Raw genomic sequence first — 24,234 nt, 5'->3', positions numbered from 1 at the left:
CCGGCTTGCCGGCGATTGCGCTGGAACTAGCCATGAAACTCCCAAGCCTCACCACCCTGCTCTGCCTGCCCCTCCCGCTAATGGCCGCTGAACGCGACAACGCCCTGAAGCTTCCCGACGTGCTGATCAGCGCCAATCGCCAGGTCGAGTCGCGTACCGCCACCAGTGCGGCCAATACGGTGTTCACCCGTGCCGACATCGACCGCCTGCAACCCAGCAGCGTCACCGATCTGCTCGCCCGCGTGCCCGGCGTGCAGGTCGCGCCCACCGGCGGTCGCGGCAGTCTGCCGGGCATCTTCGTGCGCGGCACCAAGGCCGCCCAGACCCTGGTGCTGGTTGATGGCGTGCGCATCGCCAACGCCACATCCGGCGACAGCGGCCTGCAGTTTCTCGGCATCGACCAGATCGAACGGGTGGAAGTGCTGCGCGGTTCGCGCTCGGCGATTTACGGCAGCGACGCCATCGGCGGGGTGATCCAGATCTTCACCCGGCGTGGCGAGGGCCAGGGCCTGCAACCGCGCCTGCGCCTGGCGGCCGGCAGCAACCAGACCTGGCAGCGCAGCCTGGGCCTGTCCGGTGGCGATGGCGCGACCCGCTTCAACCTCGGCGCCAGCCTGGACGAGACGGCCGGCATCGATTCGACCGGGCCGTCGTATGCCAGCGATGGCGACCATGACGCCTATCGCAACCGCTCGCTGAACCTGAGCTTGAGCCACAGCTTCAACGAGCGCTTCGAAGCGGGCCTGAACCTGCTCGACAGCCGTGGGCGTCGTGAGTTCGACGAACCTCGTGGTAGCAGCCCGCAAGTGCCCTACTCGAACTTCGCCGTCAGCAGCCTGGGCAGTTACTTCGATGCCCAACTTACCGATCTGTGGCATTCCCGACTGGAGATGGCCCACAGCGAGAACCGCGACGACAGCCGCGACAAGCTCACGCACCAAAGCTCGCCATTCAACACCTACCGCGACCAAGTCACCTGGCAGAACGATCTGACCATCGATGACGACAACAGCGTGCTACTGGGTGGCGAGTGGTACGAGGACCGGGTGCATTCGAGTACCGATTTCAATGAGGACAGCCGCTGGAACCGCGCAGTGTTCGCCCAGCATCGCTTCCACAACGAGCACTTCTCGACCGAACTGGGCGTACGCCACGACGAGAACCAGCAGTTCGGCGGCCAGACCACCTGGAGCGGCAGCCTGACCCTGCCATTGAACGCCCGTAATGACTTGCTGTTTTCCTACAGCGAGGGGTTCCGCGCCCCCACGTTCAACGACCTGTACTACCCCGGCTTCAGCAACCCCGATCTCAAGCCGGAACACTCGAAATCCTATGAGGTGCAATGGCGCAGTCAACTGACCGACAGCAGCCGCCTGGAGACCTCGCTCTATCGCACCGACTTGCGAGACGCCATCAGCTACGACGCAGATGCCAATACCATGGGCAACGTTGCCCAGGCCCGTATCAACGGCTTCGAGATGGCGCTGGACCAGCAATGGGGGGCCTGGACATCGACGTTGGGCCTGGCATTGATCGACCCGCGTGACCGGAAGAGTGGCCACACGTTGTCCCGGCGCGCGCGGCGTACGCTGAGCCTGGATATCGACCGTCAATACGACCGCTTCAATGTTGGCGCCAGCTGGCAGGCCGTGAGCAGCAGCTACAACGACGAAACCAACAACGCCCCCATCGGCGGCTACGGGCTGCTGGGCGTTCGCGGTGGCTGGGCTGCCACTCGCGAGCTGAGGCTCGACTTGAAGCTCGACAACCTGCTGGACAAGCGTTACAGCCGCAACCTCTACAACTACCAGGGCAATGACTACGGCTACCGCGAAGAAGGACGCACCTGGCTGTTGAGCCTTACCTGGACACCGGCGCTTTAGCATCGAGCAACGCGCACAGCCGAGCAGTCGCCTCGATCATCTGCCCGCTGGGCCGCTCCAGGCCTTTGTCCGGCACCACCAGTAAGCGCTCGCCCTTCACCGCGCTCAGCCGCGGCCAGTTGCGCCAACTCGCCAGTTGCGCCTCATCGCCCGCCAGGATCACCTCGGGGTCGCGCAGCAGCACCGACTCCACGCTGACCTGCGGGGCGGGCTGGGCCAGGTCGTCGAACACATTGCGTGCCCCACACACACGCAAGGCGTCGCTGACCACCTGGCGGCCACCCAAGGTGTACAGCGGCTTGTCCCAGACCTGGTAAAACACCCGTAGCGGCGCCTCCCGCCGGTAGCGGTCACGCAGCCCCTGCAACCGCTCACGCAGGCTGGCGGCATAGGCGCGGCCTTGCTGGTCACGGCCAATACGTTGGGCGATGGCTTCGATCTGGTCGATCAACTGGTCGAGGTTGCCGGGCTCGCCGCTGAACGTGGCGATGCCCAGGCGCCTGAGCTGGTCGCGCTGGGCCGGAGGCACGCTGCCGGGCCACAGCAGCAAGAGGTCGGGCTCGAGGCTTAACAGACGCTCCATGTCGAGCTGGCCATGACGGCCGACGGAAGGCAACCGGGCCAGCGCCGGCGGACGCTCGCCGCCATCGAGCACACCGACCAGCAACTCGCCGGCGTCCAGTTCCAGAACGATCTCGGTCATCGATGGCGCCAGGCTGACTACCCGCGGCGCAGCCTCGGCCAAAGCACCGAGGCACAACAGCGAAAAACCGGCGAGCAGCGCCCGCATCAACCGAGCTGGCGCGGGATGCGATAGAGGTACAGCAGCACCACGGTGGACAGGGCGAGGAGAATCTGCGGCACTGCCTCCAGCCCGACCAGCACCGACAGCGCGGCAACCCAGGCCGGGAAGCAGGCGAACAGCATGGCCAGGCGGCGCACCCGCGCCAGCTCGATCCAGGCGGCCGGCTCTTCGGCGCTGCCCAGCGCCTTGTCGGTGGCGATCAACGCCCGCTTGTACGCGCTGAAGCGCGGCAGGCTGAGGAACATGCTGGCGGCACCGGCGATGAACAGCGGCATGGCCAACACCGGGATCAGCGCCTCGCCGCCACCGAAGGCCCAGGCCATCACCGGCAGCGGCAGCAATCCCACGGCCAGGTACTGCCACCAGGCCAGCGCCAGCCGCCGCTTCACCTCTGTGCGCGTCACGCCTGGGGCACCTCGCCCTGGTGCTTGTTGCCCATCATGTGGCCGAGCTTGTCGGCCTTGGTGGCCAGGTACAGGCGGTTGTGCGGGTTGTGGCCAGTGTGCAGCGGCACGCGCTCGGCGACCTTGATGCTCATGTCGGTCAGGGCCTTTACCTTGCGCGGGTTGTTGGTCATCAGACGCAGCGACTTCACGCCCAGGTGCTCGAGCATCGGCAGGCACATGGCGTAGTCACGCTGATCAGCGGCGAAGCCCAGGCGCTCGTTGGCCTCGACGGTATCGGCACCGCCGTCCTGCAGCTCGTAGGCGCGGATCTTGTTCAGCAGGCCGATGCCACGGCCTTCCTGGCGCAGGTACAGCAGTACGCCACGGCCTTCACGGGCGATGGCCTGCAATGCAGCCTCCAGCTGCGAGCCGCAGTCGCAACGCTGGCTGAACAGCGCATCGCCGGTCAGGCATTCGGAGTGCAGACGCCCCAGCACCGGCTCGCCGTCGGCGATATCACCCAGGCTGAGCACCACGTGCTCGCGGCCAGTGGCTTCGTCGAGGAAGCCATGCATGGTGAAGGTCGCAAAGGGAGTCGGGAGTTTCGAGGCGGCAACAAAGACGACGGGCACGTTGTGCTCCTGGGCAGTAGGTTTTTTCAGATCGGCCGATTGTATCAGCAGCCCGGCGCAGGTGCGCAGGAGGAATATCGTGGCTTAAGATCGAAAAGTTAGATGCATATGGCCCCACACCGGCCCCTGCGGGAGCAGACTGCGGGTACTTACTGATGAGGCAGGTGATCAACCGTAAACGGGTAAGGCTGCTTCCAGCGCTCGAAGATCGGCTTCAGCTCGCCGCTGCGCACCAGTTGCTCCATGCGCCGGTCGAACAGGTCGCGCAGGACCTTGCCCTGTTCACTGTGGGTGAAGGCCAGGTACAACGGCAGCTCGGCGACGTGGGTGCGGCGAAAGCGCGTGGCATCGGGCGCCTGGCCAAGCACATAGTCGACCTCGGCGAGCGCATCGATGTAGAAGTCGACCCGGTCATGCTCGAGCATCGGCAGGATGCCCTCGCGACGCTGGATCTCGCGGAAGTTGTGGACCTCGGGCAGATAGCTGGCATAGTCGTACCCGCGCACCCAGGCCAGCCGGTACTGGCCGATGGTCTCGAGCGTTGGCACCGGCTTGTCGACCAGGCCCAGGGCATAGATATGGTCCTGGTCGAAGTACCACTGCGGATACAGGTTGTCGGCGTTCTCTTCCTTGTAGGAGCCGACCCAGGCATCCGCCTCGCCGCGCTTCACCAGCCCGACGGCGCGGCTGTAGGGCGCGCTCTTGACCACGACCTTGACCCCGGCCGGCTCGAACACCTTGCGCAACACGTCCCAGGCCAGCCCGGTGCCATCGGCATTGGTGTAGTCGACCCACGCCTCGCTGACCAGACGCACCTGCGCCGGCGCCTCCTGGGCCATCGCACCCGGCCCCGTGACCAACAGCATCGATGCCAGCACCACAGCCTTCAGGCCCATCGCAACGCTCCCTGTATCAGGCCACCGCCCACACCAGAACCTGCATGCCCAGCCAGGCGAACACGCCGGCCAGGATATCGTCGAGCATTATCCCGAACCCCCCATGCACATGGCGGTCGACCCAGCGGATCGGCCACGGCTTGAGGATGTCGAAGAAGCGGAACATCAGGAACCCCGCCAGCAGCCACTGCCAACCTTCCGGCACCAGCCACAGGGTGATCCACATGCCGACGATCTCGTCCCAGACAATGCCCTCATGGTCGTGCACGCGCAAGTCGTTGGCCACCTTGCCGCACAACCACACGCCGAACAGCATGCTGATGCCCAGCAACAGCCAATAGCCCCAGTCGGGCAGCATCTGCCACAGCGGGATGAACGGCAGCGCCACCAGCGAACCCCAGGTCCCCGGTGCCTTGGGCAGGGTGCCCGAGCCGAAGCCGAAGGCGATGAAGTGCCACGGGTTGCGCCAGACCGAAGGCGGAACGAACTCCGCAGGCACCTGGTTGGGGTGGTCGGTCACGGTGTCTCCCTGAAATGTTGATAGCCCCGTTGCACGGGGGTGATGTCCTGGCCTTGCGGGTCACGCAAGGTCACGCCCTGGCCTTCCAATACACGACCGATGACGTGCACCTCGCGGGCCAGGGTCGTCAGTGCACTTTCCGGCACGGTGAACGCCAGCACGTAGTCGTCACCACCAGTGAGCGCTGCATGCAAGGCCGCTTCTCGACCGAGGAAAGCCTGTAAAGGAGCAGACACGGGGACCTGCGCCAGGTTCACCTGCAGCGCCACGCCGGACGCCTTGGCGATATGCCCGCAGTCCGCCAGCAGGCCATCGGAAATATCCAGCGCCGCCGTGGCCAGGCCGCGCAAGCGCTCGCCCAGTTGCAGTTGCGGCACGGGCGACCAGTAATGCTCGAGCAATGGCCCGGCCACATCGGCTGCCGCCTCGCGTTCGCCCAGCACCAACGGCAAGGCCCCTGCCGCATTACCAAGGAAACCACCAACACACAGCAGGTCGCCCGGCTGCGCGCCGCTACGGCGCAGCGCCTGGCCGGTCGGCACCCGGCCGAACACGGTCACGGTAATGCTCAACGGGCCGCGTGTAGTATCGCCACCAATCAGGCTGATAGCGCAGCGCGCGGCCATGCGGCCGAGCCCGTCGGCAAAGCCGGCAAGCCATTGCGCGCCGACCTGGGGCAAGGTGAGGGCAAGGGTGAAGCCGATGGCCGTGGCGCCCATGGCCGCCAGGTCACTGACCGCCACGGCCAGCGCGCGCTGGCCGAGCAGCAACGGGTCGCAGACTGCGGGGAAATGCACACCGGCCACGAGCGTGTCGGTGGAGATCGCCAGCTGCTCGCCGGCAGGCAGGTCCAGCAGGGCACAGTCGTCGCCGATCCCCAGGGCCACACCCACGCCGCCCTGCGCACAGGGCGCGGCGGCGAAGTAGTGACGGATCAGCTCGAACTCACCCATGGCTGGTCAGCGCCGCGATCAGCGCTTGTTCGCCTTGACTTCCGCCTCACGCAGACGCGGAGCCAGCTTGTCGAGCACGCCGTTGACGAACTTGTGCCCGTCGGTGGCACCGAAGACTTTCGCCAGTTCCACACCTTCGTTGATGACCACGCGGTACGGTACGTCGACGCGCATCATGAACTCCCAGGTGGACAGGCGCAGCACGGCCAGTTCGACCGGGTCGAGCTCTTCCAGTGGCGTGTCCAGGCAAGGCTTGAGCGCCTCGTCGATCTCGGCCTTCTTCGCTGGGACCCCGTGCAGGATCTCGCGGAAGTAGGCGCCGTCGATATCGGTGAAATCGTTGTCGACCCGGAACTGCGCTTCGACCTCGTTCAGCGAATGCTTGGCCATGTGCCACTGGTAGAGCGCTTGCGTGGCGAGCTTGCGGGCTTCGCGACGCTTGGCGCTCTTCGAGGGCTTGCCGGCATCCGCGGGTTTTGGATCGCGCGGGTTGAAACGATCGCTTTCGTCGCTAATCACTTGGCCTCCAACTGCGCCAGCAGGCTGACCATTTCCAGAGCGGACAGGGCAGCTTCGGCACCTTTGTTGCCGGCCTTGGTGCCGGAACGCTCGATGGCCTGTTCGATGGAGTCGACGGTCAGTACGCCGAAGGCCACCGGAACACCGAACTCCATGGACACCTGGGCCAGGCCCTTGGTGCACTCGCCCGCCACGTATTCGAAGTGCGGGGTACCGCCACGGATCACCGCGCCCAGGGCGACGATCGCGTCATAAGCGCCCTGCTGGGCGACTTTCTGTGCCACCAGCGGGATTTCGAACGCGCCCGGGGCACGGATGATGGTGATGTCGCTTTCGCTGACGCCGTGGCGTACCAGGGCATCGACTGCACCGCTTACCAGGCTTTCGACGACGAAGCTGTTGAAGCGGCCAACCACCAAAGCATAGCGACCTTTGGGGGCGATGAAGGTACCTTCGATGGTCTTCAGGGTCATTCCGGAGTTCTCATCTTCAAGAGCGAGGCCGCGCTGTGGCGGCCTCGGGAGGGTTTTGACTCGAGCTTAGGGGCGATCAGGCCGCCTCAAGTCACTCGGAGGGCACGTATTCTACAACTTCCAGATCGAATCCGGATATCGCATTGAACTTCATCGGCGAACTCATCAGGCGCATCTTGCGCACACCGAGGTCGCGCAGGATCTGCGAACCGGCACCGACGGTGCTGTAGGTGGTGGGTGCCTTGGGCTGCGCATCGCCCGCGCTTTCGCGGATGTGCGCCAGCAGCACGTCGCCGTCCAGCGGGTGGCCCAGCAGCAGGACCACGCCGCTGCCGGCCTCGGCCACCGCGGCCATGGCCGCGCGCAGGCTCCAGCGCCCCGGCTGCTTGACCAGCAGGAGGTCGCGCAGCGGGTCCATGTTGTGCACCCGCACCAGCGTCGGCTCTTCGGCGCAGATCTTGCCCAGTGTCAGGGCCATGTGCACGTCGCCTTCCACCGCGTCACGGTAGGTGACCAGGTTGAATTCGCCCAGCTCGCTCTCGATCGGCTGCTCGGAAACGCGCTGCACGGTGCGCTCGTGGATCATGCGGTAGTGGATCAGGTCGGCGATGGTGCCGATCTTCAAGCCATGCTCGGCAGCGAACACTTCCAGCTCGGCGCGGCGCGACATGGTGCCGTCGTCGTTCATCACCTCGCAGATCACTCCGCTCGGCTCGAAACCGGCCATGCGCGCCAGGTCGCAGGCGGCCTCGGTATGGCCGGCGCGGGCCAGTGTGCCGCCGGGCTGGGCCATCAGCGGGAAGATATGCCCAGGGCTGACGATGTCTTCGGCCTTGGCGTCCTTGGCCGCGGCGGCCTGCACGGTGCGGGCGCGGTCGGCGGCGGAGATGCCGGTGGTGACGCCTTCGGCGGCTTCGATCGACACGGTGAACTTGGTGCCGAAGCCCGAACCGTTGCGCGGCGCCATCAGCGGCAGCTTCAGGGTTTCGCAGCGCTCGCGGGTCATCGGCATGCAGATCAGGCCGCGGGCGTGCTTGGCCATGAAATTGATGTGCTCGGGCAGGCAGCACTCGGCCGCCATGATGATGTCGCCTTCGTTCTCGCGGTCTTCGTCATCCATGAGGATGACCATTTTGCCCTGGCGGATGTCTTCGACCAGTTCTTCGATGCTGTTGAGCGCCACGCGGCACCCCCTTCTCAATCAGGATTTCAAGAAGCCGTTGGCGGCCAGGAAGCTTTCGGTGATGCCACTGCCTTTGCTCGGCTCGGCGGCCTTGTCGCCCAGCAGCAGACGCTCCAGGTAACGGGCCAGCAGGTCGACCTCAAGGTTCACCCGACGCCCTGCGCGGTAGTCGGCCATGATGGTTTCAGACAGGGTGTGCGGGACGATGGTCAGCTCGAACTCGGCGCCATCGACTTCGTTGACCGTCAGGCTGGTGCCGTCGACGGTGATCGAGCCCTTGTGGGCGATGTACTTGGCCAGCTCCTTGGGCGCACGCACGCGGAACTGGATGGCGCGGGCGTTATCAGCGCGCGAAACGATTTCGCCGACACCGTCGACGTGGCCGCTGACCAGGTGTCCGCCCAGGCGAGTGGTCGGGGTCAGGGCCTTTTCCAGGTTGACCCGGCTGCCGCTCTTGAGGTCGACCATGGCGGTACGCTTGAGGGTCTCGACGCTGACGTCGGCCCAGAAGCCGTCGCCAGGCAGCTCGACGGCGGTCAGGCACACGCCGTTGACCGCGATGCTGTCGCCAAGCTTGACGTCGGCCAGGTCGAGCTTGCCGGTTTCAACGTAGACGCGCACATCACCGCCCTTGGGGGTGAGGCTGCGGATGGTGCCGATGGATTCGATGATGCCGGTGAACATACTGTTCTCCTCAAGTACGGGCTGCGCGAAGCAAGCCAGGCATTATACGCCGGGGGCCGGCAGGGGGATGGCAGTGACTCGCCAGTCATCGCCGACCGCGCGCATGTCGGTGATCTTCAGCCGCGGTGCCTCGCTCATTTTCGACAGCGGCCAGTCCAGCAGCGGACGGGCGTCGGAACCGAGGAAGGTGCCGGCGACGAACAACTGGTACTCGTCGACCAGGCCCTGGCGGGCGAAGGCGCCGACCAGACCGGCGCCGGCTTCCAGGAGAATTTCGTTGACGCCCCGCCCGGCCAGCACCCGCAGCAGGGCCGGCAAGTCGACGCGGCCGTCGCTGCCGGGCAGGTCAAGCAACTCATGGCCGGCGGCGGCATAACGAGGGTCCTCGCCGGTGGCGGTCACCACCAGCGCCGGGCCGGCCTGGAAGAACGGCGCGTCCAGTGGCAGGCGCAGGCGCCCGTCGATCAGCACGCGCAGCGGCGGGCGCGACACGGCCAGGGCGGTGAGCGCCTCATCCAGGCCAAGTTCCTCGCCACGCACGGTCATGCGGGCGTTGTCGAACAGCACGCTCTCGGCGCTGGTCAGCACCACGCTGGACCGGGCGCGCAAGCGCTGGACCGCGGCACGAGCGGCGGGGCCGGTGATCCACTGGCTCTCGCCGCTGGCCATGGCGGTGCGACCGTCCAGGCTCATCGCCAGCTTGGCGCGCACGAATGGCAGGCCGTGCTCCATACGCTTGAAGAAGCCTGTGTTGAGGGCGCGAGCCTCGGCTTCGAGCACCCCGCTGGCGACCTCGATGCCGGCCTCGCGCAGACGGCGCAGGCCATTGCCGGCCACTTGCGGGTTGGGGTCCTGCATGGCCGCGACCACCCGCGCCACCCCGGCGTTGACCAGGGCTTCGGCGCACGGCGGCGTGCGGCCATGGTGGCTGCAGGGTTCGAGGGTGACGTAGGCACAGGCGCCTCGGGCGCGCTCGCCGGCCTGGCGCAGGGCATGGACCTCGGCGTGCGGCTCGCCGGCACGCACATGCCAGCCCTCGCCGACCACCTCGCCATCGCGCACGATCACGCAGCCCACGCGGGGGTTTGGGTGGGTGCTGTACAGGCCCTTGCGGGCCAGTTCCACGGCCCGGGCCATGTAGTGGGCATCGAGAATGGCTTGGCTGGACATGCTTACTCTTTGGCTGGCTCGCGGGCCAGGCGGTCGATTTCTTCGCGGAATTCGTCGAGGTCTTGGAAACGTCGGTAGACCGAGGCGAATCGGATGTAGGCCACTTCGTCGAGCTTGCGCAGCTCGGCCATCACCATCTCGCCGACCACCAGCGATTTCACTTCGCGCTCGCCGGTGGCACGCAGGCGGCTCTTGATGTGCGCCAACGCCGCTTCCAGGCGCTCGACGCTGACCGGGCGCTTTTCCAGCGCGCGCTGCATGCCGGCGCGCAGCTTGTCTTCATCGAAGGGCTGGCGCGTGCCGTCCTGCTTGATCAGCCGCGGCAGCACCAGCTCGGCGGTTTCGAAGGTGGTGAAACGTTCGCCGCAGGCGACGCACTCGCGACGGCGACGCACCTGTTCGCCCTCGGCGACCAGGCGCGAGTCGATGACCTTGGTGTCGTTGGCCCCGCAAAACGGACAGTGCATGGTGACAGGCAACAAAAAAAGGGAGGGCCATGGTAGCGCATTGCACTGGCAAGACAAGCCAAAGGGGTTACCATCCATGCAAATCTGCCCGTGAAGGACGACCCCATGTACCCTCGAGCGCTCGTCGTGCTGTGTTGCGCCGCCCTGCTCGCCGCCTGCGGCAGCGACCGCCCAAATCCGGAGCAAGCCCCGGCCCCGGTGCCGGCCAAGGTGGCAAAGAAGACCGAACCCCTGGGCCCGCTGCCGGCCTACCAGCGCGAGCTGAGCGGTACCCTGATGGAAATCCCGGCAGGTGCCGATGTGGAGCTGGCCCTGCTGGTAATCGACGAGCGTGGCCGCCCGCAGCAACTGCTGGCCAGCAGCACCCTGAGCGGCACCGGCCAGGCCTTGCCCTACCGACTGCGCTTCAACCCCGAAGCCTTCCCGGCCGGCGCGCGGGTCGAACTGCGCGGCCGCGCCAGCCGCTCCGGCCAGTTGATCCTGCACCTGCCTCCGGTACCCATCGCCCAGGCCCAGACCCAGGCCACCGGCCCGCTGCGTTTCGAAAAGGCACCATAGATGGCCCCGCTGGCCCTGCAACAGGCCTTGAGCGGCCTGATCGGCGAAGCACGCCTGATCGTCAGTGAACTGCCCGAGTGCGACCTGAAACTCTGGTTGATCGACGACCAGAACATGGATCGCGCATTCAGCAGCGAGGAAACCCGGCGCATTCTCGAAGAGCCTCCCTACTGGAGCTTCTGCTGGGCCAGCGGCCTGGCCATGGCGCGCTACCTGGCCGAGCAACCGCACTGGGTGCGTGGCAAGCGCGTGCTGGACTTCGGCGCCGGCTCCGGCATCGCCGGGATCGCCGCCGCCCGGGCCGGCGCGCTGGAGGTGGTGGCCTGCGACCTCGACCCGCTGGCCCTGGACGCCTGCCGCGCCAACGCCGCACTGAACAACGTGACACTGGGCTACAGCAGCGACTTCTTCGCCGAGGCCGACCGCTTCGACCTGATCCTGGTCGCCGATGTGCTCTACGACCGCGCCAACCTGCCGTTGCTGGACGCATTCCTCGGCCGTGGCCGCCAGGCGCTGGTGGCCGACTCGCGGGTGCGCGATTTCAGCCACCCGCTGTACCGTCCGCTCGGCGTGCTGGAGGCGCTGACCCTGCCGGATCTGGCCGAGCCGCACGAATTCCGCCGGGTCAGCCTGTACCACGCCAGCCGCGAGCCCTTATAGTGGGGGCATTCACGGATTTGCGAGAGTCACGATGAGCCAGGAAACACCATTTATCTTCGATGCCACCGATGCCACCTTCCAGCAGTTGGTCATCGAGAACTCCTTCCACAAGCCGGTACTGGTCGACTTCTGGGCCGAATGGTGCGCGCCGTGCAAGGCGCTGATGCCGCTGTTGGCGAAGATCGCCGAGGGCTACCAGGGCGAGCTGCTGCTGGCCAAGATCAACTGCGACGTCGAGCAGCAGGTCGTCGCCCAGTTCGGCATCCGCAGCCTGCCGACCGTGGTGTTGTTCAAGGATGGCCAACCGGTCGACGGCTTTGCCGGCGCGCAGCCCGAGTCGGCCATCCGCGCCATGCTCGAACCCCATGTGCAGATGCCCGCGCCGCCCGCCGCCGCGCCGCTGGAGCAGGCCAAGGCGCTGTTCGCCGAAAGTCGCTTCAGCGAGGCCGAGGCCCTGCTGCAGGTGCTGCTGGGTGAAGACAACAGCAATGCCGAGGCGCTGATCCTCTACGCCCGCTGCCTGGCCGAGCGTGGCGAGCTGGGCGAGGCCCAGGTGGTGCTCGACGCGGTCAAGACCGACGAGCACAAGGCCGCACTGGCCGGCGCCAAGGCCCAGCTGACCTTCCTGCGCCAGGCCGCCAGCCTGCCGGAAGCCGCGGAGCTGAAGAGCCGCCTGGCGCAGAATCCGCAGGATGACGAAGCAACCTACCAGCTGTGCATCCAACAGTTGGCACGCCAGCAGTACGAGGCCGCAATGGATGGATTGCTGAAGCTGTTTCAGCGCAACCGCGCCTACGAGAACGGCCTGCCGCAGAAGGCGCTGCTACAGGTGTTCGAGCTGCTGGGCAACGAGCATCCGCTGGTCAGTGTGTACCGCCGCAAGCTGTCCTCAGCGTTGTTCTGAGGCTGCTGGGGCTGCTATGCAGCCCCTCATCCCACCCAGCGATACACCGGCGCATCCACGCCACTTTCCACCTTCACCTCACTGCTATGGCGCAACCGCACCAGCAGCCGCTTGCCTGCCGCCACGCTTCCGGCCAAACCTTCCAGACGCTCCAGCAGTTCCGGACCACCCATCTGCCCCGCCTGACGCAGCACTTCACGCGCCGCCACCCACTGTCCGTCATCCTGTCGGGGTACGGGGCTGGCGCTGACCGGCGCAGCTTCCACCGGGGCCTGGACATCCATCCTACGCCCCAGCTGCGCCCACTCATGCGGCTCCAGCTCGACAGTCAGGTCCACCGGCCACGCGCCGATCTGCCCACGAATTCTCACGATTATTTCCTTGTTTCCAGGCTCGATTACGCCATGCTCCCACGAACATGAAACCTGTGCCAGGCAGGCTGGCGGGGCAAATGCAAATTGTTATAACATCACAAATTCATCCTAAGCCGCCTGTGGAGCCGTCCATGCGTCGTCTGTTGCTCGCCCTGCCCTTTGCCCTGCTTCCCCTGGCCGTGGCCCATGCCCACGACGATCACGACCATGATCACGATCACGCCCATGGCACCCTCGGCGCCCATGAGCACGGCGTGGCCAAGCTCAACGCGGTACTCGACGGCAACGTCCTCGAGCTGGCGCTGGACAGCCCGGCAATGAACCTGGTGGGCTTCGAACACGCCGCCAGCAGCGACGCCGACAAAGCCAAGGTCGCCGCCGCCCGCCAGCAGCTCGAACAACCCCTGAAGTTGTTCGCCATCGCCCAGGCCGCCGGTTGCAAGGAGGAGGCCCAGGACCTGGAAAGCCCGCTGTTCGGTAATGCCCCCGAGGCTGGCGGCGACGCGCACCAGCACGCCGACATCAATGCCCGTTACCAACTGACCTGCGCCACCCCGGGCAAACTCACCCAGATCGACCTCGGCCGCCTGTTCAAAACCTTCCCGCAAACCCAGAAGATCAACGTGCAACTGATCGGCCCGAATGGCCAGAAAGGCGTGGAAGCCACCCCCGCCAAGGCCGTGGTCGAGTTCTGAATGAGCCAGCCGCTGATCGAACTGCATGACCTGGTGTTCGCCTGGCCTGGCCAGGCGCCGCTGCTGGAGATCCCGGCGTTTCGCCTGGAGCCCGGCGAGGCGTTGTTCCTCAAGGGCCCCAGCGGCAGTGGCAAGACCACCCTGCTCGGCCTGCTGGGCGGGGTCAACCGCCCAGGCCAGGGCAGCATCCGCCTGCTCGGCCAGGACTTGGCGACCTTGGGCCAGGGCGCGCGCGACCGCTTCCGGGTCGATCACACCGGCTACATCTTCCAGCAGTTCAACCTGCTGCCGTTCCTCTCGGTGCGCGAAAACGTCGAGCTGCCCTGCCGCTTCTCGAAAAGCCGTGCCGCTCGCGCCGCCCAGCGCCACGGCAGCATCGACCAGGCCGCTGCCCAGTTGCTCGCCCACCTGGGTCTGGACGACCCGGCCCTGCTCGCCCGCCGCGCCGACAGCCTGTCGATCGGGCAGCAGCAGCGAGTCGCCGCGGCCAGGGCGCTGATCGGCCAGCCCGAGCTGGTGATCGCCGACGAGCCGACCTCGGCCCTCGACGCCGACACCCGCGAGGCGTTCATCCGCCTGTTGTTCGACGAATGCCGCGACGCCGGCGCCAGCCTGCTGTTCGTCAGTCATGACCAGAGCCTGGCGCCGCTGTTCGACCGCCATCTGTCCCTGGCCGAGCTCAATCGCGCCGCCAAGCCCCGGGAGGCCTGATGTACCTGCTTCGCCTTGCCCTGGCCAGCCTGGCCAACCGCCGTTTCACCGCCCTGCTCACCGCGTTCGCCATCGCCCTGTCGGTGTGCTTGCTGCTGGCCGTCGAGCGGGTACGCACCGAAGCCCGCGCCAGTTTCGCCAGCACCATCAGCGGCACCGACCTGATCGTCGGCGCCCGTTCGGGGTCGGTGAATCTGCTGCTGTACTCGGTGTTCCGCATCGGCAATGCCACCAACAATATCCGCTGGGACAGCTACGAGCATTACGCCAAGGATCCACGGGTGAAGTGGGCGATCCCGATTTCCCTGGGCGATTCGCACCGCGGCTACCGGGTGATGGGCACCAGCGCCGACTACTTCAGCCATTACCAGTTCGGTCGCCGCCAGCACCTGGCACTCGACCAGGGCCGGGCGTTCGCCGACGATCCGTTCGAAGTGGTGCTGGGTGCCGAAGTCGCCGAGGCGCTGCACTACAAACTGGGTGACAAGCTGGTGCTGGCGCACGGCGTGGCCGCCATCAGCCTGGTCAAGCATGACGACAAGCCATTCACCGTGGTCGGCGTGCTCGAGCGCACCGGCACCCCGGTGGACCGCACCCTGCACATCAGCCTGGCAGGGATGGAGGCGATTCACATCGACTGGCACAACGGCGTCCCGGCCCGTGGCGCCGGACGCATCAGTGCCGAGCAGGCCCGCGCCATGGACCTGCAACCCACCGCCATCACCGCCTTCATGCTCGGGCTCAACAGCAAGATCGCCACTTTCAGCCTGCAGCGCGAGATCAACGAGTACCGTGCCGAGCCCCTGCTTGCGATCCTGCCCGGTGTGGCCCTGCAGGAGCTGTGGAGCCTGATGGGCACGGCCGAGCAGGCACTGTTCGTGGTGTCGTTGTTCGTCGTGCTCACCGGCCTGATCGGCATGCTCACCGCGATTTTCACCAGCCTCAACGAACGCCGCCGGGAAATGGCCATCCTGCGCTCGGTGGGGGCCCGTCCCTGGCACATCGCCGGGCTGCTGGTGCTCGAGGCACTGGCCCTGGCATTGTCGGGCATCGCCGCCGGGCTTGGCTTGCTGTATGCCTGCATAGCCCTGGCACAGGGCTATGTGCAGGCCAATTACGGGCTGTACCTGCCATTGGCCTGGCCAAGCGCCCATGAGTGGACGCTGCTGGCTATCATCCTTGGCGCGGCGCTGCTGATGGGCAGCGTGCCGGCCTGGCGCGCCTACCGACAGTCGCTGGCCGATGGCCTGTCGATTCATCTTTGAGAACCTTCATGAGCGCGACGTCCATGGACAAAAGGCAGGCTTCCACCGCTTGGCATTACCTGTTACTGGCAGTGGTGTTGCTGGCATCCACGGTGTGCGCCGCCGAACCTCGTGAACTGGACTGGCCCGCCCTGATCCCCGAAGGCGCGCCGATCATCCCGCCGCAACTGACGCCACTGCACGACCTGTCGCAGATCAGCGACGCGCTGGCCGCCGAGGCCGCCCCCGCCGCGCGCCAGCAGGCGCCCAACGCGCCGGTGGTGAAGGCACTGGACGGCCAGCCGGTGAAGATCCCCGGCTACATCGTGCCACTGGAGGTCAGCGACGAAGGCCGCACCACCGAATTCCTTCTGGTGCCCTACTACGGCGCCTGCATCCACGTGCCACCGCCACCCTCGAACCAGATCGTGCACATCTTCAGCGAGATGGGCGTGCGCATCGAAGACCTCTATCAACCCTACTGGATCGAAGGCACGATGCAGGTCAAGGCGTCCAGCAGCGAGCTGGCGGATGCGGGCTACCAGATGGAAGCCGAGAAAATCTACGCTTATGAGCTGAAGTGAGAACTGTGCACGCCCGTTTGAAGAGGCTTCGTTGAGCTGGGTCAAACTTTCTGTTTAGTCAGCTTCGTACCATTGGACTACTCGATTACTCACGTCCTCTGGGAGCTTCCATGAACAAGTCCTTGCTCAGTGCCTCGCTCGTCGCGTTGGCGCTCGCAGCCCCTGTTGCCCACGCCCACCAGGCGGGGGATTTCATCCTCCGTGCTGGCGCCATCACCACTGCGCCGAACGAAAGCAGCGGTGACATCAAGCTCGATGGCGCCAAGGTGTCGGGCACCAAGGCGACCCTGGACAGCGACACCCAGCTGGGCCTGGCCTTCGCCTACATGCTCACCGACCACATCGGCCTTGAGCTGCTGGCTGCCACGCCGTTCCAGCACACCGTCGGCGTCAAGGGCCTCGGCCCAGGCCTGGACGGCAAGCTGGCCGACATCAAGCAACTGCCACCGACCCTGTCGCTGCAGTACTACCCGATGGAGCCAAGCTCCAAATTCCAGCCCTACGCCGGCGTGGGCATCAACTACACGATGTTCTTCGATGAAGACCTGAAGAGCAATCGTAAGGCCCAGGGCTTCAGCAACATGAAGCTGAAGGACTCGGTGGGTATCGCCGGCCAGCTGGGCATGGACTACATGCTTACCGACAACCTGCTGCTCAACGCCGCGGTCTGGTACGTCGACATCGACACCAAGGCCAGCATCGATGGCCCGAGCGCCCTGGGCGTCGGCAAGACCAAGGTCGACGTGGACGTCGATCCATGGGTCTACATGGTCGGCATCGGCTACAAGTTCTGATCCGCAGGCAAGCCCGTTCCTTCTGGAGCGGGCTTGCCCCGCGCCGTCTCGCCCCACCACAGGTACCCCCAGTAGCCCCAGGCAGCAGCGCTTATCCCCGCCCCCAACCCGCACACCGCCACCCAGCCCCACTGCCCATACACCCAGGTCGCCACGACCGCTCCCACCCCGCTGCCCACCGAATAGCAGCACATGTAGGCACCGATCAGCCGGCTGGCCATCTCGCCGCGCCCCGCCAGCAACAAGCTCTGGTTGGTCACATGCACGGCCTGCACGGCCAGGTCCAGCATCAGCACCCCGATCACCAGCGCCAGCAATGACTGCTCCAGGTAGGCGCTGGGCAGCCATGACAGCGTCAACAGCCCGAGCGCCCAACCGCTCACCCGCCGGCCATGCCCCTGATCCGCCAGGCGCCCGGCACGCGATGCCGCCAGCGCGCCAGCCACGCCGGCCAGGCCGAACAACCCGACCTGGGTGTGATCGAGCGCCAGCGGCGGGGCGCTCAGGGGCAACACCATCGCGCTCCACAGCACGCTGAACGCCGCGAAGATCAGCACCGCAAACACACCGCGCTGACGTAGCAGACGGTCATGCCGGTACAAGCGCAGCACTGAAACCAGCAGTACCCGATAGCGCTGCCTCGGCCCCTGCGGTTTGACAGCAGGCAAGCGCCAGGCCAGCAACAACGCCATGGCCAACGCCAGCCCCGCAGCCACGACGTATACGCCGTGCCAGCCCAGCAGGTCAGCCAGTGCACCCGAGACCAAGCGCGCTGACAGGATGCCCAGCACCACGCCACTGGTGACAGTCCCCACCGCCTGCCCCTGCTGAGCTGGCGTGGCCAGTGTGGCGGCATGCGCGACCATCACCTGCACCACCACCGCAGCCAGGCCGACCATGGCCATCACCGCCAGCAACATGGCCCAGTCCACGGCAAACGCCACGGCCAACAACGCGCCGGCCGATGCCAGCAACTGACCAACGATCAGCCGGCGGCGATCGACCAGGTCGCCCAGCGGCACGATCAGCAACAGACCCAAGGCATAGCCGGCCTGGGTCATGCCCACCACCAGGCCGGCGTGCGCAGCGCTTACGCCGAGGCTTGCGGCCATGGCCTCCAGCAGCGGCTGGGCGAGGTACACCGTGGCCACGGCCAGGGCGCAGGCGGCAGCCAGCAACAGCGTCAATCCGCGGGTGAGCGGTGGCATCAGCAATCCCTCCAAATCTGGTTTCAATTTAAAACCATGAAACTGGATTTCTAGCAAACATGGTTTTATTCTGCAACTAGATCACCCCCAAGGAACGCCTCATGCTCGACGAGAACAACCAGCAATGCCCAGTGGCCCGCGCCCTGGAGGTGCTCGGCGACCGCTGGGCGCTGATGATTCTGCGCGATGCCTTCGATGGCCCGTGCCGTTTCAGCGAATTGCAGAAAAACCTCGGGCTGGCGAAGAACATCCTCGCTGCGCGCCTGAAACTGCTGGTGGAGGCCGGGCTACTGGCACAGCAGCCTGCATCCGATGGCAGTGCCTACAAGGAATATGTGCTGACGGAGAAGGGCCGTTCGGTGTTTCCGATCGTGATCGGCTTGCGCCAATGGGGGGAGCGGTACCTGTTCACGTCAGGAGAGTCACGCTCGCAGTTGGTCGATGATCGCGGCCAGGGGCTGGAGACGTTGCAGGTGCGGGCCCGGGACGGGCGAGTGCTGGGGCCGGAGGATTGCCGGCGACAGCTGATCCGGCATTCGTGACATCATCGCGGGGCAAGCCCCGCGAGAGGCTCAAGCTTTGCCGAGCAAGCGGGCGAGGCCTTCGACAAACGGCGTCGGCTCAGGGAAGTCGAAACGTGCCAGCAAACGCGAGTTGTCCGCTCGCGAATGGCGGATGTCCCCCGACCGTGCCTGGCCGTAGCTGATTGCAGGCAAACCGCCCACCACCTGTTCCAGCGCCTTGAGCAACTGGTTCAGCGAGGTCGCCTGGTTCAGGCCGATGTTGACCGCGCCCTCTTCCACCGCCTGCTGCTCGAGCGCCTGCACCATTACCTGGACCAGGTCACCGACAAACAGGAAGTCGCGGGTCTGCTCGCCATCACCGAACACCGTGATCGGTTTGCCACTGGTGGCGCGCTCGCAGAAGATGCTGATCACCCCGGAATACGGCGATGAAGGGTCCTGGCGTGGCCCGAAGATGTTGAAGAAGCGGAACACCACCGGCTCCAACCCGTGTTGGCGGCGGTAGAAGTCCAGGTACTGCTCGCTGGCCAGCTTGTCCACCGCGTAGGGGGTCAGCGGCGCCTTGGGGGTATCTTCGGCAATCGACTGGCCTTCGCCGTTGTTGCCGTACACCGCCGCGCTGGAGGCGAACAGCACGCGGCGGATGCCGTTCAGGCGCATCGCCTCGCACACGTTCAGCGTGCCGATGAAGTTGCTCTGGTGAGTCTTCACCGGGTCTTCCACCGAGGCCTGCACCGAGGCCACCGCTGCCAGGTGCACCACCGCCTGGCAGCCAGCGGCGGCACGGGCCACCAGCGCGGCATCGGCGACATCGCCCTCGAGCAGTTCCAGGCGCGGGTGGCCAAGCTGCAGGTTGTCGCGCTTGCCGGTCGACAGGTCGTCGAGGATACGCACCGCGTAGCCTTTCTCCAGCAACGCATCGCACAGGTGCGAGCCAATGAAGCCGGCACCGCCGGTGATCAGGATGGGGGCGTCAGCCATGTCGGTAGAATCGGTCCAGTAGGGGCGGCAAGCCGGCGCGCCAGGCGCGTGGCTTGATGCCGAAGGTATGAAGGATCTTCTTGCAGGCCAGGACCGCGTGCTGCGGCTCCTCGCTGGCATCCGGGCGGGCGGCGTGGGCCTGGGCGGTAGGCGCCTGCACGGCCAGCTTGCGCCACTGGGTGGCCTCGGTGAGGATCGCCTGGCCGAGCACCAACGGCGTGGTGGCCTCGTTGCCGGCGTAGTGGTAGGTACCCCACAGCGGCGCCTGGCAATCGAGTTGCTTGAGCACTGAGAGAATCACCCGCGCGGCGTCGTCCACCGGCGTCGGGTTGCCGCGGCGATCATCGGCCAGCAGCAGTTCCTGGGGCTGCTCGGCACGGGTCAGGAAACGCCCGAGCGCGCCATCGAGGCTTTCATCAAGCAGCCAGCCGAAACGCAGCAGCACATGCTGCGGGCAGGTGGCGCGCACACTCTGCTCGATGCGCCACAGCGCCTGGCCACGCAGGCCGAGCGGCACCGGCTCGTCCTTCTCGCTGTAGGCCGTGGCGCGCGAACCATCGAACACCCGATAGCTGGACGGCTGCACGAGGATCATCTCGTGGTGCTGGCACAGTTCGGCGAGCCGCTCCACCGCCCGCTCCTGCTGGGCCAGGCGTTGCTCGCTGACCGACTCGGCCTGGAACCAGTCGAAGTAGTAGGCCAGGTTGATCACGGTGTGCGGGCGCTGCTCGTCGAGCAGCAGGGTCAGGCTGGCCGGATCCCAGCCGTTTTCCGGAGGGCGAGGCGCCAGGAAAGCGATATCTTCCTCGGCCCCGAGACGAATCAGCGCTTGCCCGAGGGCATTGCCACCACCCAACAGCATCAGGCGCATACGCATAGAGTCAACAGGTCCGGTCTGGTCGATGGAGGAAAGGGTTCATTTTGCTGTTTCCGACAGGGGAAGTCCAACCCAGGCAAGGCCTGGCGCGCACCGCGTGCCGATTGGCGCCGATCGGACGGGTGTTCCGCCTTTGCCGACAGCTACTTATACTGCGCATGGCCTGTTCAAGGAGATCAACATGGATGCCGAGTCGAACACCGCGCTGCGCGCCAGATGGCAATACGACGAACCCGCTCCCGGCCCGGAACGCTTTATCGACGAGGCTTTCGACGGTTATCGGCAACAGGCCCGCCTGCTGCTCCCGGTACATGAGTGCGCCCCTACTGTCTTTGTGGTCGGCGGCGCCCGCTCCGATTTCACCCGCCTGAACCCTTTGCTCTATCGCCTGCAACAGCAGGGGATCGGCTCGCTGACCGGCAACCTCTCCGGCCACAGCCTGGCCAGCGAGCCTGGTGCAAAGGACGCGTCGTTGGCCAGCAACCTGGAGGAAGCCCTGCGCTTCCACCAGCATCTGGATGCGCGCAGCGACACCCTGGTCGGTCACAGCCTGGGCGCCGCCATCGCCCTCAAGCTGGCCGCCCAGCGCCCCAACGTGCGCAAGCTGGTGCTGATCTGCCCGGCGGTCTATCCCGATGCGGCCCATGTCGCCCCCTTCGGCCCAGCCTTCAGCGAAGCGATTCGCAAGCCTTATGCGTTCCTCGACTGCGACAGCTATGCCTTCCTGCGCCAGTTCCAGGGCCGGGTACTGTTGGTGATCGGCGAATATGACGGGCTCAACTCCAAGGTGCACGGCCAGGGCCCCGGGACCTCTGCCGGCACCCGGCGCCTGGCGGGTGTCGAGCGCTACAGCCCGATCCCCGAGGAAGTCACCCACGCCTTGTTGCGTTCGGTGCCGGCGCCCCATGTGGAATGCCTGATGCTCACCGACTGCGACCACGGCATCGCCGCGCACCTGCGTGACCGGCCACAGGTGGCGGATCAGGTGGCCGACGCGGTGGCGGCGTTCATTCTCGACTAGCTCTGCGGGCGCCCACGAGTCAATGCGCCATCAACGTTGATTCACTCGATCTCGAACAACCCGTTGCTGATCATCCCCGCACTGAGGCGGTCGCGGATATCGTCGTCGATGCGCGGATCGTCCGGGCGGTAAAGCTTGATCTGGCGGAAGGCGTTGATGCGGTTGATCTCCTCGCCCAGGTATTCCCACACCACGCGGGTGCAGGCCGGGTTGCGCCGGTCACCGCTGGAAACCCCGGTCTTGAGGCCGTTCAGGCGGCTGATACGGCTCTTGAAGCTGGGGATGAGCACGGTCTGGCTCATCTCGTTGAGGGTCAGCGACTCGTAGTCGATCAGGAACATCCGGTCCTGCAGCTGGAACGCCGCACCCAGGTAGCGGCAGCGCACCTCGGCATGCCGGTCGAGGCCGCTGCTGCGCTCCTGGCGTTCCTGGCGCTCGAACAGGAAACTGCCGCGCTCCTCCCACAGGTGCACCAGCGACACCAGGATCGAACCGGGCACCGACATGCAGTTGGAGTATTCGAAGTAGTAGCCGCAATAGCGCGAGAGGTTGCCGGCTTCTTTATGCAGTGGCTTGAACAGCTCGCTGATGGGGTCGTCCTGGGGGCCGACAGGCTGCTGCTGGTTGCGTGCGCCGATCAGGCGGGCGAACTGCTCGGGCGGCAGGCCCAGCTCGTAGTCCTCCACACCGAAGAAGTCGCCGATGCGCTTTAGGTTGTAGGCCGTCGGACGGCTCTGGCCGCTCAGGTACTTGTTGAACTGCGCCCGGTTGATCGACAGCTGCCGGCAAACCTCGGAGATAGAGCGGTAATGGCTGCAGGCCAATTTGAGGTTGATAGCGAAATGATCGCCCATGATACGCGGGTCCAGGTGATGCGAGTGGCGTCATTCTAGCATCAACTCGCACCAAAATGGAGCAACCCGCGAAATTGTAACCATAGTTGTCATGGCCAACCATGCGCCCCCAATGAATAGCGGTGCGCCTGCCGTCCGCTGGTCTTTCCACGCGAAGAATAAGAATCGAGGTCATTTTCCAATGCTCGAAGCACTCAACGATTTCCTTTCGGGGAAACTCCTCATCGTGCTGATCGTCGGACTCGGCGGTTACTTCACCATCCGCTCGCGGTTCGTCCAGTTCCGTCACTTCGGCCACATGTTCGGCGTCTTCAAGGAATCCCTTCGCGGCCAGGCAGGCCAACTGAGCTCGTTCCAGGCCCTGATGCTGAGCCTCGCCGGCCGCGTCGGCGCCGGTAACATCGCCGGTGTCGGTATCGCCGTGACCCTCGGCGGCCCAGGCGCCGTGTTCTGGATGTGGGTCACCGCACTGGTGGGCATGTCCAGCAGCTTCTTCGAATGCACCCTGGCCCAGGTCTACAAGCGCGCCGACGGCGACGGCCTGTACCGCGGCGGCCCGGCGTACTACATCCAGCACGGCCTGAAGCTGAAAAGCATGGCCATCGTGTTCTCGATCCTGCTGCTGGTCACCTACGGCTTCGCCTTCATCGGCCTGCAGTCGTACACCGTGACCCACTCGCTGCAGAACGCCTTCGCCTTCGATCCCAAGCAGACCGGCATCGTCCTCGCCGTGCTGCTGGCCATCACCTTCATCGGCGGCATCAAGCGCATCGCCGCAGTGTCCGACCTGCTGGTACCGGTCAAGACCCTGGCCTACATCGGCGTGACCCTGTACGTGATCGGCACCCAGATCGAACACGTGCCAGCCATGCTGGAAACCATCTTCAAGAGCGCCTTCGGCCTCGACCCGGCGTTCGGCGGCCTGCTCGGCAGCGCCATCGTCATGGGCGTGAAGCGTGGCGTGTTCGCCAACGAAGCGGGCCTGGGCAGCGCACCGAACGTGGCCGCCGTGGCTGCCGTGAAGCACCCGGGCGCCCAGGGCGTGGTCCAGGCCTTCAGCGTGTTCCTCGACACCTTCGTGATCTGCACCTGCACCGCGCTGCTGATCCTGCTGTCGGGCTTCTACACCCCGGGCTTCGAAGGTGACGGCATCGTCCTGACCCAGAACTCGCTGGCCGCCGTGGTCGGTGACTGGGGCCGCATCTTCGTCAGCGTCGCGCTGTCGCTGTTCGTCTTCACCTGCATTCTCTACAACTACTACCTGGGCGAGAACAGCCTGCAGTTCCTCAGCCGCAACCGTGCCGTGCTGATGACCTTCCGTGGCCTGGTGCTGGCGCTGGTGGTGTGGGGTTCGACCCAGGACCTGTCGACCGTGTTCGCCTTCGCCGACATCACCATGACCTGCCTGGCCTTCGTCAACCTGATCGCCCTGGCCATGCTGTTCAAGGTCGGCCTGCGCGTGATGCGCGACTACGACGCACAACGCAAGGCGGGCATCAAGCAGCCGGTGTTCGACTCCAGCAAGTTCGCCGACCTGGACCTGGACCGCGCCGCCTGGCCGGCCAACCCGCAGGCTGAAACAGCCGCTGACAAAGCCGCCGCCCCGGCGTCAGCGCAGCACTGATACCCTGCCCTGCCACAACCGCCCCGCCCGGGGCGGTTGTCTCTTTCTTT

29 protein-coding genes are annotated in these 24,234 nt (G+C 65.9%); 12 read left to right on the top strand and 17 right to left on the bottom strand.

Annotation, left to right across the window (positions count from 1 at the left end; translation table 11 throughout):
* The first annotated feature begins 32 nt into the window (after positions 1 to 32).
* Positions 33 to 1,883 (top strand): TonB-dependent receptor domain-containing protein, encoded by a 1,851-nt coding sequence (locus LU688_RS02590; RefSeq protein WP_094012306.1) that lies wholly within the window; start codon positions 33 to 35, stop codon positions 1,881 to 1,883.
* Here the strand turns inward: LU688_RS02590 and LU688_RS02585 are convergent.
* The 12 genes from LU688_RS02585 to nrdR all read right to left on the bottom strand — a co-directional run bounded on the left by LU688_RS02585 (position 1,861) and on the right by nrdR (position 10,571).
* Complete coding sequence (locus LU688_RS02585) at positions 1,861 to 2,673, bottom strand: cobalamin-binding protein (protein WP_094012307.1); 813 nt, start codon at positions 2,671 to 2,673, stop codon at positions 1,861 to 1,863. The genes LU688_RS02590 and LU688_RS02585 overlap by 23 nt on opposite strands.
* Positions 2,673 to 3,092, bottom strand: coding sequence for a hypothetical protein (locus LU688_RS02580; RefSeq protein ID WP_023631164.1), 420 nt, complete (start codon positions 3,090 to 3,092; stop codon positions 2,673 to 2,675). The genes LU688_RS02585 and LU688_RS02580 overlap by 1 nt, the downstream gene beginning before the upstream one ends.
* Entirely contained in the window at positions 3,089 to 3,706 is a 618-nt protein-coding gene (ribA, locus tag LU688_RS02575; RefSeq protein ID WP_023631163.1) for a GTP cyclohydrolase II, read from the bottom strand. The genes LU688_RS02580 and ribA overlap by 4 nt, the downstream gene beginning before the upstream one ends.
* Before the next feature lie 149 nt (positions 3,707 to 3,855).
* Positions 3,856 to 4,572, bottom strand: coding sequence for a substrate-binding periplasmic protein (locus LU688_RS02570; RefSeq protein WP_371041539.1), 717 nt, complete (start codon positions 4,570 to 4,572; stop codon positions 3,856 to 3,858).
* Between the two features lie 46 nt (positions 4,573 to 4,618).
* Positions 4,619 to 5,122 carry a phosphatidylglycerophosphatase A family protein gene (locus tag LU688_RS02565; protein WP_023632630.1) on the bottom strand — a complete coding sequence of 168 codons (504 nt, stop codon included), beginning with the start codon at positions 5,120 to 5,122 and terminating at the stop codon, positions 4,619 to 4,621.
* The gene (gene thiL / locus LU688_RS02560) at positions 5,119 to 6,075 is read right to left on the bottom strand and encodes a thiamine-phosphate kinase (RefSeq protein WP_094012309.1); all 957 of its coding nucleotides are present in this window, start codon (positions 6,073 to 6,075) and stop codon (positions 5,119 to 5,121) included. The genes LU688_RS02565 and thiL overlap by 4 nt, the downstream gene beginning before the upstream one ends.
* Positions 6,076 to 6,093: 18 nt before the next feature.
* Entirely contained in the window at positions 6,094 to 6,594 is a 501-nt protein-coding gene (gene nusB, locus LU688_RS02555; protein ID WP_023631200.1) for a transcription antitermination factor NusB, read from the bottom strand.
* Entirely contained in the window at positions 6,591 to 7,067 is a 477-nt protein-coding gene (gene ribH, locus LU688_RS02550; protein ID WP_023631199.1) for a 6,7-dimethyl-8-ribityllumazine synthase, read from the bottom strand. Before ribH ends, nusB begins: the two co-directional genes overlap by 4 nt.
* Positions 7,068 to 7,158: 91 nt before the next feature.
* Positions 7,159 to 8,250, bottom strand: a complete 1,092-nt coding sequence (gene ribBA, locus LU688_RS02545) for a bifunctional 3,4-dihydroxy-2-butanone-4-phosphate synthase/GTP cyclohydrolase II (protein ID WP_038707258.1) — start codon at positions 8,248 to 8,250, stop codon at positions 7,159 to 7,161.
* A gap of 18 nt (positions 8,251 to 8,268) precedes the next feature.
* A complete protein-coding gene (locus LU688_RS02540; RefSeq protein ID WP_023632720.1) occupies positions 8,269 to 8,934 on the bottom strand; it encodes a riboflavin synthase in 666 nt (221 codons plus the stop codon).
* 42 nt (positions 8,935 to 8,976) lie between these two features.
* The gene (gene ribD, locus LU688_RS02535) at positions 8,977 to 10,104 is read right to left on the bottom strand and encodes a bifunctional diaminohydroxyphosphoribosylaminopyrimidine deaminase/5-amino-6-(5-phosphoribosylamino)uracil reductase RibD (protein ID WP_094012310.1); all 1,128 of its coding nucleotides are present in this window, start codon (positions 10,102 to 10,104) and stop codon (positions 8,977 to 8,979) included.
* Between the two features lie 2 nt (positions 10,105 to 10,106).
* Positions 10,107 to 10,571: a transcriptional regulator NrdR gene (nrdR, locus tag LU688_RS02530; RefSeq protein ID WP_009685710.1), complete on the bottom strand. Its 465-nt coding sequence runs from the start codon at positions 10,569 to 10,571 to the stop codon at positions 10,107 to 10,109.
* Positions 10,572 to 10,676: 105 nt separating this feature from the next.
* Here nrdR and LU688_RS02525 point away from each other — a divergent pair, with 105 nt between their 5' ends.
* From LU688_RS02525 to trxA, 3 genes are read left to right on the top strand one after another with little or no spacing between them, the layout of a single operon-like run.
* A complete protein-coding gene (locus LU688_RS02525) occupies positions 10,677 to 11,129 on the top strand; it encodes a YbaY family lipoprotein (protein ID WP_094012311.1) in 453 nt (150 codons plus the stop codon).
* The gene (locus LU688_RS02520) at positions 11,130 to 11,789 is read left to right on the top strand and encodes a class I SAM-dependent methyltransferase (RefSeq protein ID WP_094012312.1); all 660 of its coding nucleotides are present in this window, start codon (positions 11,130 to 11,132) and stop codon (positions 11,787 to 11,789) included.
* 31 nt (positions 11,790 to 11,820) lie between these two features.
* The gene (trxA, locus tag LU688_RS02515) at positions 11,821 to 12,693 is read left to right on the top strand and encodes a thioredoxin (protein ID WP_038707255.1); all 873 of its coding nucleotides are present in this window, start codon (positions 11,821 to 11,823) and stop codon (positions 12,691 to 12,693) included.
* 26 nt (positions 12,694 to 12,719) lie between these two features.
* Here the strand turns inward: trxA and LU688_RS02510 are convergent, their stop codons facing one another.
* Positions 12,720 to 13,064: a hypothetical protein gene (locus tag LU688_RS02510; protein ID WP_023632921.1), complete on the bottom strand. Its 345-nt coding sequence runs from the start codon at positions 13,062 to 13,064 to the stop codon at positions 12,720 to 12,722.
* 134 nt (positions 13,065 to 13,198) lie between these two features.
* Here LU688_RS02510 and LU688_RS02505 point away from each other — a divergent pair, with 134 nt between their 5' ends.
* The 5 genes from LU688_RS02505 to LU688_RS02485 all read left to right on the top strand — a co-directional run bounded on the left by LU688_RS02505 (position 13,199) and on the right by LU688_RS02485 (position 17,095).
* Positions 13,199 to 13,762: a DUF2796 domain-containing protein gene (locus tag LU688_RS02505; protein ID WP_023632922.1), complete on the top strand. Its 564-nt coding sequence runs from the start codon at positions 13,199 to 13,201 to the stop codon at positions 13,760 to 13,762.
* The gene (locus LU688_RS02500; protein WP_046857325.1) at positions 13,763 to 14,473 is read left to right on the top strand and encodes an ABC transporter ATP-binding protein; all 711 of its coding nucleotides are present in this window, start codon (positions 13,763 to 13,765) and stop codon (positions 14,471 to 14,473) included. It begins immediately after the preceding gene.
* Positions 14,473 to 15,738 carry an ABC transporter permease gene (locus LU688_RS02495; protein WP_160291307.1) on the top strand — a complete coding sequence of 422 codons (1,266 nt, stop codon included), beginning with the start codon at positions 14,473 to 14,475 and terminating at the stop codon, positions 15,736 to 15,738. The genes LU688_RS02500 and LU688_RS02495 overlap by 1 nt, the downstream gene beginning before the upstream one ends.
* Before the next feature lie 8 nt (positions 15,739 to 15,746).
* Complete coding sequence (locus LU688_RS02490; protein WP_371041537.1) at positions 15,747 to 16,301, top strand: DUF3299 domain-containing protein; 555 nt, start codon at positions 15,747 to 15,749, stop codon at positions 16,299 to 16,301.
* Between the two features lie 110 nt (positions 16,302 to 16,411).
* Entirely contained in the window at positions 16,412 to 17,095 is a 684-nt protein-coding gene (locus LU688_RS02485) for an OmpW/AlkL family protein (RefSeq protein ID WP_023631912.1), read from the top strand.
* Here the strand turns inward: LU688_RS02485 and LU688_RS02480 are convergent.
* A complete protein-coding gene (locus tag LU688_RS02480) occupies positions 17,083 to 18,306 on the bottom strand; it encodes an MFS transporter (protein ID WP_104445314.1) in 1,224 nt (407 codons plus the stop codon). The genes LU688_RS02485 and LU688_RS02480 overlap by 13 nt on opposite strands.
* A gap of 98 nt (positions 18,307 to 18,404) precedes the next feature.
* On the opposite strand from LU688_RS02480, the gene LU688_RS02475 reads away from it, so the two are divergent.
* Complete coding sequence (locus LU688_RS02475) at positions 18,405 to 18,845, top strand: winged helix-turn-helix transcriptional regulator (protein WP_094012316.1); 441 nt, start codon at positions 18,405 to 18,407, stop codon at positions 18,843 to 18,845.
* Between the two features lie 30 nt (positions 18,846 to 18,875).
* Here LU688_RS02475 and LU688_RS02470 read toward each other — a convergent pair whose 3' ends face one another.
* Both LU688_RS02470 and LU688_RS02465 read right to left on the bottom strand, forming a co-directional pair.
* Positions 18,876 to 19,808, bottom strand: a complete 933-nt coding sequence (locus LU688_RS02470) for an NAD-dependent epimerase/dehydratase family protein (protein ID WP_094012317.1) — start codon at positions 19,806 to 19,808, stop codon at positions 18,876 to 18,878.
* Positions 19,801 to 20,685 (bottom strand): sugar nucleotide-binding protein, encoded by an 885-nt coding sequence (locus LU688_RS02465; protein WP_038707252.1) that lies wholly within the window; start codon positions 20,683 to 20,685, stop codon positions 19,801 to 19,803. The genes LU688_RS02470 and LU688_RS02465 overlap by 8 nt, the downstream gene beginning before the upstream one ends.
* A 181-nt stretch (positions 20,686 to 20,866) precedes the next feature.
* On the opposite strand from LU688_RS02465, the gene LU688_RS02460 reads away from it, so the two are divergent.
* A complete protein-coding gene (locus tag LU688_RS02460; protein ID WP_094012318.1) occupies positions 20,867 to 21,706 on the top strand; it encodes an alpha/beta hydrolase in 840 nt (279 codons plus the stop codon).
* 41 nt (positions 21,707 to 21,747) lie between these two features.
* Here the strand turns inward: LU688_RS02460 and LU688_RS02455 are convergent, their stop codons facing one another.
* Positions 21,748 to 22,560: a helix-turn-helix domain-containing protein gene (locus LU688_RS02455; protein ID WP_023632678.1), complete on the bottom strand. Its 813-nt coding sequence runs from the start codon at positions 22,558 to 22,560 to the stop codon at positions 21,748 to 21,750.
* Positions 22,561 to 22,741: 181 nt separating this feature from the next.
* Here LU688_RS02455 and LU688_RS02450 point away from each other — a divergent pair, with 181 nt between their 5' ends.
* Positions 22,742 to 24,184, top strand: coding sequence for an alanine/glycine:cation symporter family protein (locus tag LU688_RS02450; protein ID WP_094012319.1), 1,443 nt, complete (start codon positions 22,742 to 22,744; stop codon positions 24,182 to 24,184).
* Positions 24,185 to 24,234: the final 50 nt, after the last annotated feature.

The organism is Pseudomonas soli (genome assembly GCF_021283165.2).
Taxonomy (GTDB): domain Bacteria; phylum Pseudomonadota; class Gammaproteobacteria; order Pseudomonadales; family Pseudomonadaceae; genus Aquipseudomonas; species Aquipseudomonas soli.
The sequence above is the reverse complement of the archived record's forward strand: the minus strand, read 5'-3'. Positions and strand labels throughout refer to the sequence as shown.